We start from the raw sequence: 13314 nt of genomic DNA on the forward strand, positions 1-13314 counted from the left end.
ATAACATCAGCAGAAACAGACCCAGCGGTCATATATAGGATCATTCTCATTCTCAAATATTTCCGGAGTTCTTCCGGCATTCTCGCACCATTTTCTGATAAGCATGGACTCCTTCTCGGTTGCAACCGTAATGAGCGTTTTTCCGGTCAGCATTAACATCTGGGCAACAATCCCCTGCCAGAGATCAGAGTTAAAACCGGTTATGTCTCCGAGCATAAGTCCTGTGCCGACATCAGATTCCGGACAGAAATACGCGGAGACGGAGGCATCAATACAGAGAGTCTTCTTTGGATTCAGCCTGCCCTTATGAAGACCAACAGACAGAAGATATGGATCGTTATCCATAGAGAGAGGCAGATATCCGGAGGAGAGGAGAGCTTTGGATACTACACCCGAGCCACAGCAGAAGTCTATTGCAGACTGACCTTTGCAAACGCCTATAGTATCCTTAAAGAGAGCTGTGACCATCTCATATCTCCCCTCTCTGTTGTCCTCACTAACCTCAGGATATTCCCCGGTTATTTTCCCGCAGTAATATTCCCTCAGTGCAGACTCATAATCGTCCCTCCTCTCCTGATAAATTTCCCCGGCACAACCCTCAAATTTACCGATTATATCATATGTAATATTTCTGTAGAGATATGAGGATATGACCCAGCCACTGTCACATCTCCAGGCAACTGCAAGAGGCATCTCATTCTCATCAACAAGAAGACGCGCATCCCCGGCACTCAAAGCCAGAAATGAACTGCTGTAATAATCATCAATATGATCAAATAATGAAGGTTCGATGCATTCCGCAGCATCAATCTCAAAAAAATCTTTTAACTTCATCTCTTTCTCACTATCTTAACTCCTTCCGGAGCCTTAATTGTCCCGTCAAGCCTTGCATCCTCATCAAGAATAACTGAACTGCATCTCACGTTGCCAAGGACATGAACACCTGGCATAAATGTAACCTCTCCTGAAGAACTTGTGACAGCACCATGCACTACCGAATCTCTCTCGATCACAATCTCAGAGTCAGCAGTCAGACTTCCAAATATCGTATTATTTTCATGAATATGTACAGATGATGCCCTTATATTGCCATGCATCCTGCACCCCTTACCTATTGTCAGGCTCTTTGGAACGGAGAATAACTGCATATTTAGGACTGAACTCGGAGGAATTACAAGAGGAATTCTTTTTTCTTCAGTTTCATCTTCACTGAAAAGCTTTCTGAAGAAATCAGAGATCTCTTCTTCCTTCTCAAGACCAAGCACTGCAACAAGATAAAGAAGAAGATATGTAATAACCGGCATAGGATTTCTTATGGAGATCCAGCCTTTTGCCTCAAATCCTTCTGTTATGGAGACATTGTCACCAAGGTCAAGGTCACCCTCAACCACAAGGCGCCCTTTTATCTTTACACCTTCACCGATATAGGCATCAGCACCACAGTGAATATCACCGTTAATCTCAGTCCAGTTATCAAGTCTCAGATCATTTTCAGAATTGATATTGCCGTTTATTGATGTAAATTCACCTACAATTATCTCATCACCGAAGAGGCCATAATCTATTTTACAGCGATCTCCGATTATCAGGACCCCTTCTGTCTTTAAAAAATGCTCCTGTAACTCAGTGCCTTCGGGTATTGTACACTGCCAGAACCACTCAACTCTGTTATCATCCATCGGAAAATATGCCTCTTATCATAAGATAGATTAAATCTGAAATACTATCATAGTTTTTGATCATAATTCAATATCAATGAAACCTCAGACCACAGATTCAGTATTGACATTTCAGGATATATAGTACAGTTTTTGAATTTCAGAATATTTCGGCAGGATAAACTGACAATAGTCCGTACCCGGATAAATCAGAAGATAAAAAAGGGATGAAGGATGTGAAATACCGGCAGTTCCGGATTATAATGCCGGAACATCCCTCCGGTAGACATCCATATTCAGGCTGCCGACCTTTGCATCCCTTGTAAAGTAATATAATCCGATATTTTTAAGGTCATTGCCTAAAGTCTCAAAATATCCGGGACCTCCGGGATTAAGGCCGGACCAGGGCGTTTTTACAAGATCATAGACACTGAACCAGTAGTGCTTTTTGTATGTATTCTTATCATAACCGGAAATTGCTGCCGGAGATTCGGCATCATGCAGAATTATAAGATCAAAGTCACCATTCAGCACATAGTCACTGTGGTCCTGATAACCATTGAAATATGAGATCTTATCCGGCCAGTCATTACGATAATACCAGACAAACGGCCAGCGGACATCGTTTGAGATTGCTACATTCTCTGAGGCATCCACCATCGTGAATACCTCCCTCAAATCCTCTGAATTCTGAACCTGAACGATAGGTTCGGCGATATCTGCCGGAGTAAATACCACATGAACCGTCATTAAAATAAGAAACAGAGCAGCAATTGCAGGAACATAGCTCTTATAATTATCAATGCGATAAACTGCCACAAATATCATCGGCAGCAGCTGATGAAGGATAAGCCAGGGCACTTTCTCCCCGATATAACCATAAAGGACAACTGACAATACCATCCAGAAAATACAGAATCTTGTAAACTCCACATTTTTAAGTGAGCCGGGGAGATCTCTGATAAGTTTTGGGGCAGCCGGAGACAAAACGCAATCTGAACAATTAACAGTTGCGTCATCATTATCCGGCAATATTTTGGAATCTGAAATGTTATCAACGGAATTATTGTCTTTAACCTTCCGGTACATAACAAACCTGTAAACCCCAATTATCGCAAGAATCATGACGGGAAGCTCATAAAGTATAAAGAGCAGGATATATGTATAAAACGGACCTCCAAGCCTCTCCTCGCCGTGTACTGATGTCCAGTGTTCAATTGCCTTTAACCAGCCGTCCATAAGAACTTCCGGATGGGTTCCCATTGAAGAGTAGAAAAAAGCCAAAATTCCGGTTGCGACAATAATTCCAAGGGCTAAATCACGCCACCATAATTTTGGGAGCTGTATTTTACCCCGGAATAAAAGGTAAAGGATATACAGCCCGAAAATACCGATCACAATGGGCATATTCTCTTTTGAGGACATACCAAGTCCGGCCGCCGCACCCGCCAGGAGTGCAAACTTCAGCTCATATCTCTCGAAATAACAGAGCAGGGCAACCAGAAGAAGCATTGTAAAGAACAGTATGAATATATCATTTCTAAGAAAGCGCGAGAAATATATCATATCGGGAGACAGCGCAATAAAAAGGGCTGCAACTATAGTCTGCCTTTTATCGAGATAACCGAGCCTGTTCACCGCATATACGAGCGGAATTATTAAAGCGCCCAGAAGTGCAGGGATAAACCTTGCGACAAAATCCGACTCCCCAAAAAGAGAGAAAACTCCGGCTGTGATATAATATAAAAACGGACCGTGATATACGGGATCATAAACATACTCCCCCGTTGTCAGGAGGGTCCATGAAAACCAGGCATGTATTGCCTCATCATGGTGAAACAACTTCAGATCCAGGAATGCAAACCTGAACACCAAAGAGAATAGAAATATAATTATAAAAGCCCTCTCAAAGGTAAGGCTTTCCTTAAATTGAGAGGAAATATCTGCGGCTCTCATTGCCGCCTCCTATCCATATTAATTCTCAAGTACAATCTCAATGCCAATGTCCTTTGGCACCTGAATGCGCATAAGCTGCCTTAATGCACGCTCGTCAGCATCGAGATCGATAAGTCTTTTGTGTACGCGCATCTGCCAGCGATCCCATGTGGCAGTTCCTTCTCCGTCAGGACTCTTGCGGATAGGTACAACCATCTTCTTTGTCGGAAGAGGTACCGGTCCTGCAAGGTTTACACCTGTACGTTCGGCTATTTCCCTGATGCGGTCACAGACATGCTCTACTTTCTCAAAATCTGTTCCCGTAAGGCGGATTCTTGCTTTCTGCATAATTGATTCACCAAAAAATATTGAGATTTAAATTATCTCATCTGCTTGGCATCTACAGCTATGCACATTCCGGCTGCGACAGTTGATCCCATATCACGGATTGCGAAACGTCCGAGCTGTGGGATATCCTTGAAGTTCTCAATGACCATCGGCTGAACCGGGCGGAACTTAACGATTGCGGCATCTCCTGCCTTGAGGAATGTTGGGTTCTCTTCCTTGACCTGTCCTGTGCGTGGGTCAAGTTTCTTTAAGAGTTCAACAAAGGTGCATGCAACCTGAGCTGTGTGGCAGTGGAATACAGGTGTGTATCCGACTGTGATTGCGCTTGGGTGCTGGAGAACAACTACCTGTGCAGTGAATTCCTCTGCAACGGTCGGCGGCTGCTCTTCAGGACCGCAGACGTCACCGCGGCGGATATCGTTCTTTCCGATACCACGGACGTTGAATCCTACGTTGTCACCAGGCTGTGCCTGTGGAACTTCCTCGTGGTGCATCTCAATGGACTTGATTTCTCCGGACTTGTTTGCAGGCATGAATGAAACTTTCATTCCCTTCTTCATGATACCTGTCTCAACACGTCCGACCGGAACTGTACCGATACCGGAGATTGAGTAAACGTCCTGAATTGGAAGGCGGAACGGAAGGCCGGTTGGGAGTTCAGGCTGCTCAAGATCATCAAGTGACTCAAGGAGTGTAACGCCCTTGTACCATGGTGTGTTCTCAGAGTGCTTTGAGATGTTATCTCCGGCAAATGAGGACATTGGAATGAATGGTATATTTGCAGGGTTGAATCCGACCATCTTGACGAGATCGGAGATCTGTGCCTTGACTTCCTCATAGCGCTTCTCATCGTACTTTACAGCGTCCATCTTGTTGATACCAACGATGAGCTGGTTGATACCGAGTGTCTTTGAAAGGAAGACGTGCTCTTTTGTCTGCTCCATTGCGCCGTCAGGTGCTGCAACAACGAGAAGTGCTGCATCTGCCTGTGAAGCGCCTGTGATCATGTTTTTAACAAAGTCACGGTGTCCAGGGCAGTCTACAATTGTAAAGTAGAACTTGTCAGTGTCAAACCTCTTGTGTGCAATATCGATTGTGATACCGCGCTCACGCTCTTCCTTGAGGTTATCCATAACCCATGCAAACTCAAAGGAACCCTTACCCTTTGATTCAGCTTCCTTGCGGTAGTTCTCGATGATGTGTGCCGGTACAGCACCGGTTTCGAACAGTAGACGTCCAACTGTTGTGGACTTTCCGTGGTCGATGTGCCCAACCACGGCCAGATTCATGTGTGGCTTGTCAGATGCCATAATCCTAACCTCTTATTTTAAATTCGACGGGAACCCGTCCTATCGCATTGAAACGAGTATCTTATATATGGAAATCAGTAGTATAAAAGATTTCGTTGCAGGCCTGAAATGATATACACAGCGTCTTTTCCCTGAGGTTACGCAGATAGGTATTTTACCCAAAAAAAACCAAAATTCCTTTCATGAAGACACTCCCAATGAAGCGTGATCAGAGCGGTCAGAAAGTGACAGTCGCATGCGCAGATAAAGAAGTTTCAGTCTACAGCCACTGCGCATACTGTAAACACTGTGAAGGCGTCCAGATTAGAAAGAGAGTCATTTCAACGCCGCAGAAAGAGAAGATAAGCGGCATATCAAAGGGTACTTCAGAAGATGATGACCTGCTTAATTCCCAGATGATGTTTAACACCCTGATTCGTGACGGGGACTCGATTGTGTGCAGCGATGATGAAAATCAGGGCTACACTTCAATGTACAGCTATTAGACAGAAGAAAGGAGAGATAAACAGTAATTTGCCATACAGGAAATTCAGACATTTTTTTAATATGCCCTGCGGCAACAGCGCATGTTTCCTGGAGATCTCCTATGAAACAGTGCACTGTTTCATTCATTATCTGTGAACCCGCAGGCTCATGAGTGACTATATTAAAACCAATTTTTTTCAGAAAAAAAAGAGAAAATTTGCTATTAAAACGTCAATTACGCACCTGAAGCACAATTTATGGCATTGCAGACCCTGAAAGCATTTCAGCCTTAAATTCCTCAAACTTAATATCGTCAAGCTGATCTGAGAGAAGTCTGCCCGACCATGCCCGCCTGTAAACATAGTAAACTAGGCGGTCAACAACATCAATAACCTCCTCTTCAGTCTTCACTTCCATAAACTCTCTGCCGATTTGAGGGTGCCTGCCGCGCCTGCCACCGACAGTAATCAGATACCCCGAGGCGCTTGCCTGTATAAGATCAAAGGGGCAGGATTCAATGCAGACTCCACACCGGATACATTTTTCGTGATCAACTTCTGCAATTCCACCTTTTACCTTTATTGCCTCCTCCTTACAGTACTCAGTGCAGCTTCCACAGCCAGTACAGAGTCCTGGCGACCTGAAAGGAGTTACAACGCCGGTTATTCCAACTTCATTCAATGTCGGACTTGTGCAGGCATAAGGGCATGCAGAAACAGAAATTCTCATTTTAACCGGCATTGATTTTCCGAATAACTTCTCATCAAGCCTTAGTGCTAAGTTAATTGAGTCAATATTGGCAAACTTGCATCTGTCAGTACCCGGGCAGGCGACAATATTAACGACCTCATCCTTTTCAGAACCTATCGGTGTATTAATTGAGGCAAGATCCTTCTCAATCTCTTCCAGCCTTGAGTTATGAATATGTGAGATCTCAAGAGTCTGACGGGTAGTCAGATGAACATTCTCCTGACCGTATTTGTCAGCAATATCAGCCAGCCCTCTCATCTTCTCAACCGAAAGAACACCCGCAGGGACTCTTATTCTCAAAGTACAGTGCTTACCATCCTTTTCTGTGATTACACCCCCGGATGTGTGGATTCCCTGAAAAAATTCATTCATGATATAAATTAAAGTGACTATTACAGGTATATATACTGATTCAAAACTGCAAAGGTAAATTATTCAGGCATTACGGACTGTAAAAGAAATAATTTCCAGGCATTTCTCACCTGAGCAGAGATAATAAATGAAATGACGTAGCGCCGGAAGATAATATCCTGCGGGACAAAAAAACAGAGAGGGGAATAATAAATTCAGGCAATTATTTCACAAAACCAGTGCAAGGCAGGCAATAACTGCCATCCGGGAGATCTCAACAGACGCGCCATCCATATCCCCGTTCACACCGCCAAATATTTTTTTAAATACAACCAGAAGAAAGAGCGGAACAGCGATTGACGCAATGCCGGCGGCCATAAAACCAACGCCACCCGGCGCAAGAAAGAGAGCCGGAACACACAGAGCAAACGCGGCATAAGGGAACCATTTTTTTCCGAAATCATGTGTGTATGAATGCATGCCTTCCTTTATCGGTTCCCCGAAAGTCAACAGAAATACCGGGCTGAACCGTGAGAGAACCTCGGCAATAAGTATGGCGTAAGGAACCATCGCAATTGACATAAGCCCAGCATATGCAAGCAGTATGACAAGCATTCCGGAAGCAATGCCACCCGCGCCCACATTCTGATCAGAGAGCGCCTTTAACCTCTTTTCACGGCTGCCATGTGCCATCATCCCGTCCCCGAGGTCCAGCAGTCCGTCAAAATGATGAAAACCGTTCAGGATCATAACAGCTGCAAGCGCAACTGCCGCAGAAAGCGCAGGATCAGATACGAGCATTGTAAGAAGCGCCGCAATACCTCCGGTGACATAACCCACAAGCGGGAACAGATAAAACCGCCGTGCGTACGAGTCATAATCTGAGCTGTCGCCAAGAGGAAGAATGGTGCAGAACTGAAGAGTGGATCTTACGGATTTGAGATATCCCGGCATGTAATCAACATATCTTAATCTCCAAAACAGTTTATTTTTTCCCATTCAGACAGCATAGGAGTTGCAAAAGAAGTAATCAGCCGGGGATCAAATGACCGTTTCCGTCACCGGAGAGGAAGTGAGGAAAGCAATTTAAGGTTATGAAATTACTTTCATCCATTGAGGGTGGAGAATGAGAAGAGAGATACAGATCGTCATAATAGCAGCAATCCTGATAACAGCAGTTATTTATGCCATAGATTTTGCCGGACATACCGGATTTGGCCCCTATGAAGACAAAAACCCGGAGAACAGCAGATATACTGAAATCCGCGAATATGAAGGGGAAAAACTTTCTTCAGTGAATGACTTCCGGGAAAATTCTATCAGGGGGCCGGTTTATCCCGATATGAGTACATACAGGCTAAAAATATCAGGACTTGTAAAAAAACCGGCATCATACACCTACAGTGAGGCAGTATCCGGATTCACAAACCATTCAGAGGTTACAACTCTGTACTGCGTTGAAGGGTGGCAGGTTACAATTCTCTGGGAAGGGATATCTGTATCAGACCTGATTGATATTTCCGGACCTGAAGATCAGGCAGACACCGTTATATTTCATGCCTATGACGGATATACCACATCATTCCCTCTGGAATACATTACCGGCAATGAAATAATTCTGGCCCATTCGATGAACGGAATATCACTTCCGCCTGAACGCGGATTTCCTTTCCAGCTTGTGGCAGAAGACAGATGGGGATACAAGTGGATTAAATGGGTAACAGAGATTGAACTCTCGGATGACGGGAACTACAGGGGCTACTGGGAGAGCCGCGGATATTCAGATTCAGCAGAACTTGACGAAAGTTTCTTCGGAACCTGAGCACCTGAAACAGATGAAATACAGGAGTCATGATTAACATGAAAGTATACCGGATTAAAAGAATTATTGCTATCCTTCTGCTCATAATGACGCTGGTTCTGCTTATCAGCGGTTTCGGGATTACGCATTACAACATAATAGGTCCCCTGACTTTAGGAATCCTGGACAAACCCCTTTCATACAGAATTCATACCATGACGTGGGGAATTTTTGTAATACTCTTTATTCTGCATGTTTACTTCCCTTTCTCAAAGAAAAAATAATATCAGAACTTCAGATACCCGGATAAAACAACCAGACCTGATTTAAATCCAGATCATATTTCTTATTATAATTGACCGGAAAAATACTACAATGAATTTTCTATCAGAAAAACCCGACATTGAATTTAAAAAGCCAATAATCGGAATGGTTATAGGCAATTCAGTCCTCTCAACAATTCCGGGGCTTTCAGCTGCCGGCGCAACGCCCGAGTCAACACTCATGACACCGGCACTGGACGCCTTTCTGATACAAAACGGCCCCCTTCCCGGAATGGAGATACCCCTGAGCCCGCTTGGCTGCGCAACACCTGCAACGGTTACAAGGGCCATGCTCGAACTCTGCGGGCTTGATCCGGTCATTGTAAATGCAGGACTGGCACAGAACCCTATTACGCCCTGCTATGATGTTTACGGAGCACCGGGAAAGGACCCAAGAGTGGAGGACGCGATAAAAGATCCCGAAAGGCTCTACGAATTCGGACGAAGAATCGGAAAACAACTCTCAGAAGCAGGTGACCTGCTGGTGCTGGGAGAGAGCGTGCCCGGAGGTACCACAACCGCACTCTGTGTCTTAAGAGGACTTGGATACAGTGTCGGTGTATCAAGCAGTTACAGTGAAAACCCGCATTCACTCAAGAACGAGATCTGTGACGCGGCTCTTGGTAAGATAAACAGCCTTAAGGAGAAGACCCCGATGGATGTCATCAGAATTGCAGGAGATCCTATGATGCCGGTCGTAGCCGGAATTTCAAAGGGGTATACCGGAACACTCGTCCTCTCCGGCGGCACACAGATGCTTGCCGTGGCAGCACTCATAAAACATCTCGGCGACAATGTCCCGCCGATTGTCACAACCGAATATGTGCGTGCGGATAAATCCGCAGAGATCGAAAAAGCAGCCGAAGAAATCGGGATAAAAGCCTGGTTTGTCGATCCTGACTTTGGAAATATAGGGGATGAGAGCCTTGCACGGTACTGCGGCGGTGAGGTTAAGGAGGGCGCACTTCTTGCAGGGTCAATGTGGCTTGCCTATATGACAGGTCACTCCAAAGAAGAGATATGGGCCGCAATTAAGACATTTCTCGAAAATTTCGGGAAATAACCGGCCCCATAATCAGCACTTTTTTTTGAAGACAAAACCGTCACCTATGAAAAATCTATAGCCTTTCCGGTATAAACAAGTATTAAATGCAGCCGATATATCTGGTTAACAATTTCGGACAGTCAAACCATCTCATCAAAAGAATGCTAAGAGATCTTGAAATTGATGCAGTGATGATAAAGAACGACACACCTGCTGAAGAAGTTGAAGGCAACTGTCGCGGCATTATTCTCAGCGGAGGGCCGTCACTTGAAAGGGCAGGTTCCGGACCGGAATATGTGGACCTGGGAGTGCCGGTTCTCGGAATATGCCTCGGCCTTCACATCATAGCCACAAGGCGCGGAGGAAGTGTTCAGCCCGGAAAAATGGGCGGTTTTGGCGGAGTTGAAGTTAAAATTCTTGAAGACAACCCGCTCTTTGAAGGATACCCCGATAAGATCAGTGTATGGGCCTCCCATGCCGATGAAGTAAATAAAATCCCTGAAGGATTCACCCTTGCCGCAGTATCAGACATCTGCCCTGCTGAAGCCATATCAAAAGTTGATGAAAATATATATGGCATACAGTGGCACCCGGAAGTGAGCCACACATTCGAAGGAAGCAGAATTTTTGAAAACTTTGACAGAATCACAAGGGAAAACCTCTAATTTTTTTATGACCCGTTTTTCAGAAAAATCAGAAGAGATTAAACTAAAAATATTAAAGACAGGGTTTAAATGTAAACTCTGCGGGGACTGCTGCCGCAGAGTATCCGAAGATTCAAATCTGGTCCTGGTAAGTGCTCCGGAGATAAGAAAAATCATGGAAAATACCGGACAATCTTGGTCTGAAATTGCAGAACCATACCCGGATTTTTTAAAACAGGAAGACGGAACTGAATATACCTTTAACTGGGCACTAAAAAGAGAGGGCAGCAGATGTATCTTTCTGAATGAATCAGGGAGATGCAGAATATATGATATAAGACCGGACATCTGCCGGACTTATCCTTTCATGATTCAGGATGGTGAACTTTTGGCCTTTGAATGCCCCGGCATAGGAGAAGAGAATAACAGTAAGAAAGATACCAGGATACTGGCTGAAGACCTGATCTGCCGGGAGGAGAACGAGGATGAGGACTTCCGGAAGATAGAGGAGAACTATCTGCTGTTTAACGGGGACTGCAATAAAAAAAATAAAAAATATGTCATAGACAGTGAAGGGGCAAAAATAATTGAGTGAAATAAAACTTGTCGGGACAGCGCATGTATCCCGGAAAAGTATAGATGAAGTAAAGGCAGCGATAGAAGAGTTTGAACCGGATGTCATTGCAGTCGAACTGGACAGACCAAGATTTGAGGCAATAAAGAACAAAGATACAAGAGCACCCGATGTAAGTGAGATATTATCCGGCGGGAACTTTTCAGAACTTCTTGTCCAGTGGCTCCTGGCATATGTCCAGAAGAAGATAGGCATGGATGTCGGTGTTGAACCGGGTGCGGAGATGCTTGCGGCAATAAATGAGGCTGAGGAGAGAGGCATACCAATTGCGCTTGCTGACCGGGACATCAGGATCACACTCTCAAGGTTTGTAAGCGGCATGACACTCTTTGAGAAGGTTAAACTTCTTGTTGCACTTGCAGGCGCTGTTACAGGCAAAGATGGCGGTGAGGAGATTGATATTGATGAACTCTCGCAGAACAAAGACCTCATTGAGGCTGCTATTGAGGAGTTCGGCCGGTTCTCACCCGGAGGTGCAAAGGCGCTGATAGCAGAGAGGGATGCCTACCTCACTCACTCTCTCCTTAACCTTTCAAGGAATAATGAGAAGGTCCTCGGTGTGGTTGGTGCCGGGCATGTGAAAGGCATCCGGAAATATATGGAAGACCCCTCTTCCCTGCCGGAGATGGCATCGCTTGTACAGAAGCCAAAACCCTTCCCGTGGGCAAAAATACTCGGCGTCGGGTTCATCGCCCTCTTTGCCTTCCTGATAATACTGATAGCCTTTTCAGGTGTTGGATGGGGAGTACTCCTGGAGGCAGTGCTGTACTGGGTTATAATCAACGGAGTGCTTGCAGCAGGATTCACCCTGGCCGCCGGAGGCCATCCGCTTTCAGCCCTCACTGCATTTGCAGTTTCATGGATGACTTCTTTAAATCCGATGCTTGCAGCAGGATGGTTTGCTGCAATTACGGAAGCGAAGGTCAGAAAACCGGGAGCGCTGGATTTCAGGAAGATAATGGAAGCTGAAAATTTCACGGAGATGAGGAAGGTTCCACTCTTCAGGGTTGTGCTTGTCGCAGCAATGGCAAATGTAGGAAGCACAATAGGAACTTTTGCATATTTCATATTCATCTTCCCGATCCTTGGCATTGACCCGAAAGTTGTTTTACTTGACGGCCTTTCAAATTTCTCTGCCTTTATCGGCTCTCTTCTCCCATTTTAGGGAAAAATCCGGTTATTCGCCATTTTTTTAAATTCTTGTCCCTATTTAAGAGATATTTACAGATCATTTCAGTCCGCCGGAATCTGACTCAGAATCAGATCTGATTGCGTAATTCAATCTGAAAGTGAAGGGCAGGTCATCCGTCAGAGAACTACAGTTTCCGCCAATACTATAACAAGAGTTTTTTTATTGAAAATACTATATAGGTAGCATGAATCTTGGAATGACAATTCTTAAGGGAAGAAGGAGCATCAGGAAATACAAAGATGAAAAAGTATCTGATGAAATAATCAGCGCTGCTATTGAAGGTGCCAAATTAGCCCCTACTGCAAGAAATGCCCAGCCATGGATTATCGGGGTAATCAAAGAGAAAGAGACCCTGAATAAACTTTCAGAACTTGCAACCCACGGGAAATTTATAAAAGATGCCAATGTCTGCTTTGCTGTCTTTACTGAAAAAGACCATAAGTTCTTTGTTGAAGACGGGTGTGCGGCAACAATGCAGATAATTCTTGGATTGTGGTCATATGGTGTTGGTTCATGCTGGATTGCCGGAGACAAGATGGAATATGCAGATGATGTAAGAACACTTCTGGGAGTTCCTGAGAGATATACACTTATTTCACTCATACCCGCAGGATACCCTGCTGACGTTACAATTCCGTCCAAAAAGAGTGCTGAAGAGATCTCTTTCTTTGAAAAGTACAGAGAAGATTAATTTAAAAGGATTTGTAATTAAAACGTGTTTTTGGAAGAGATCAAATCCGTTTATTTTTGAACAGATTTCAGATTAATTCAATATCAATAAAATATCAATTATTATAACTGTCATCCGGGAATTTAATCGGTTAAAATTCCGGCAATAAATAAAACCCGCCTGGCTTT

General features: G+C 44.5%; 15 protein-coding genes. 8 read left to right on the top strand and 7 right to left on the bottom strand.

The window, feature by feature from the left end; genetic code table 11:
- Positions 1 to 6 precede the first annotated feature (6 nt).
- The 5 genes from METLIM_RS03775 to tuf all read right to left on the bottom strand — a co-directional run bounded on the left by METLIM_RS03775 (position 7) and on the right by tuf (position 5251).
- Positions 7 to 834 (bottom strand): hypothetical protein, encoded by an 828-nt coding sequence (locus METLIM_RS03775; RefSeq protein WP_004076590.1) that lies wholly within the window; start codon positions 832 to 834, stop codon positions 7 to 9.
- Entirely contained in the window at positions 831 to 1679 is an 849-nt protein-coding gene (locus METLIM_RS03780; RefSeq protein WP_004076591.1) for a polymer-forming cytoskeletal protein, read from the bottom strand. The genes METLIM_RS03775 and METLIM_RS03780 overlap by 4 nt, the downstream gene beginning before the upstream one ends.
- A 237-nt stretch (positions 1680 to 1916) precedes the next feature.
- Complete coding sequence (locus tag METLIM_RS03785; protein WP_004076592.1) at positions 1917 to 3614, bottom strand: flippase activity-associated protein Agl23; 1698 nt, start codon at positions 3612 to 3614, stop codon at positions 1917 to 1919.
- Between the two features lie 18 nt (positions 3615 to 3632).
- On the bottom strand, positions 3633 to 3941 hold the full coding sequence (rpsJ, locus tag METLIM_RS03790; protein ID WP_004076593.1) for a 30S ribosomal protein S10: 309 nt from the start codon (positions 3939 to 3941) through the stop codon (positions 3633 to 3635).
- Between the two features lie 32 nt (positions 3942 to 3973).
- Positions 3974 to 5251 (bottom strand): translation elongation factor EF-1 subunit alpha, encoded by a 1278-nt coding sequence (gene tuf, locus METLIM_RS03795; RefSeq protein WP_004076594.1) that lies wholly within the window; start codon positions 5249 to 5251, stop codon positions 3974 to 3976.
- Positions 5252 to 5448: 197 nt separating this feature from the next.
- Here tuf and METLIM_RS03800 point away from each other — a divergent pair, with 197 nt between their 5' ends.
- Positions 5449 to 5736 carry a hypothetical protein gene (locus tag METLIM_RS03800; protein ID WP_245543579.1) on the top strand — a complete coding sequence of 96 codons (288 nt, stop codon included), beginning with the start codon at positions 5449 to 5451 and terminating at the stop codon, positions 5734 to 5736.
- Positions 5737 to 5971: 235 nt separating this feature from the next.
- Here METLIM_RS03800 and METLIM_RS03805 read toward each other — a convergent pair whose 3' ends face one another.
- Both METLIM_RS03805 and cobS read right to left on the bottom strand, forming a co-directional pair.
- Complete coding sequence (locus METLIM_RS03805) at positions 5972 to 6838, bottom strand: 4Fe-4S binding protein (RefSeq protein WP_004076596.1); 867 nt, start codon at positions 6836 to 6838, stop codon at positions 5972 to 5974.
- A gap of 207 nt (positions 6839 to 7045) precedes the next feature.
- Positions 7046 to 7816 carry an adenosylcobinamide-GDP ribazoletransferase gene (gene cobS / locus METLIM_RS03810; RefSeq protein ID WP_004076597.1) on the bottom strand — a complete coding sequence of 257 codons (771 nt, stop codon included), beginning with the start codon at positions 7814 to 7816 and terminating at the stop codon, positions 7046 to 7048.
- Between the two features lie 127 nt (positions 7817 to 7943).
- Between cobS and METLIM_RS03815 the strand changes: the two genes are divergently transcribed.
- The 7 genes from METLIM_RS03815 (at position 7944) to METLIM_RS03845 (ending at position 13147) form a co-directional block, all read left to right on the top strand.
- Positions 7944 to 8639: a molybdopterin-dependent oxidoreductase gene (locus METLIM_RS03815; RefSeq protein WP_004076598.1), complete on the top strand. Its 696-nt coding sequence runs from the start codon at positions 7944 to 7946 to the stop codon at positions 8637 to 8639.
- Positions 8640 to 8677: 38 nt separating this feature from the next.
- The gene (locus METLIM_RS03820; RefSeq protein WP_004076599.1) at positions 8678 to 8902 is read left to right on the top strand and encodes a hypothetical protein; all 225 of its coding nucleotides are present in this window, start codon (positions 8678 to 8680) and stop codon (positions 8900 to 8902) included.
- A 91-nt stretch (positions 8903 to 8993) separates the two neighbouring features.
- Complete coding sequence (locus METLIM_RS03825; RefSeq protein WP_004076600.1) at positions 8994 to 10004, top strand: nicotinate-nucleotide--dimethylbenzimidazole phosphoribosyltransferase; 1011 nt, start codon at positions 8994 to 8996, stop codon at positions 10002 to 10004.
- A gap of 86 nt (positions 10005 to 10090) precedes the next feature.
- The gene (locus METLIM_RS03830) at positions 10091 to 10651 is read left to right on the top strand and encodes a GMP synthase subunit A (protein ID WP_004076601.1); all 561 of its coding nucleotides are present in this window, start codon (positions 10091 to 10093) and stop codon (positions 10649 to 10651) included.
- Between the two features lie 7 nt (positions 10652 to 10658).
- Positions 10659 to 11225, top strand: a complete 567-nt coding sequence (locus METLIM_RS03835; RefSeq protein ID WP_004076602.1) for a YkgJ family cysteine cluster protein — start codon at positions 10659 to 10661, stop codon at positions 11223 to 11225.
- Positions 11218 to 12429 carry a TraB/GumN family protein gene (locus METLIM_RS03840; RefSeq protein WP_004076603.1) on the top strand — a complete coding sequence of 404 codons (1212 nt, stop codon included), beginning with the start codon at positions 11218 to 11220 and terminating at the stop codon, positions 12427 to 12429. Before METLIM_RS03835 ends, METLIM_RS03840 begins: the two co-directional genes overlap by 8 nt.
- 223 nt (positions 12430 to 12652) lie before the next feature.
- The gene (locus tag METLIM_RS03845; protein ID WP_245543580.1) at positions 12653 to 13147 is read left to right on the top strand and encodes a nitroreductase family protein; all 495 of its coding nucleotides are present in this window, start codon (positions 12653 to 12655) and stop codon (positions 13145 to 13147) included.
- Positions 13148 to 13314: the final 167 nt, after the last annotated feature.

The organism is Methanoplanus limicola DSM 2279 (assembly GCF_000243255.1).
Classification (GTDB): Archaea; Halobacteriota; Methanomicrobia; order Methanomicrobiales; family Methanomicrobiaceae; genus Methanoplanus; species Methanoplanus limicola.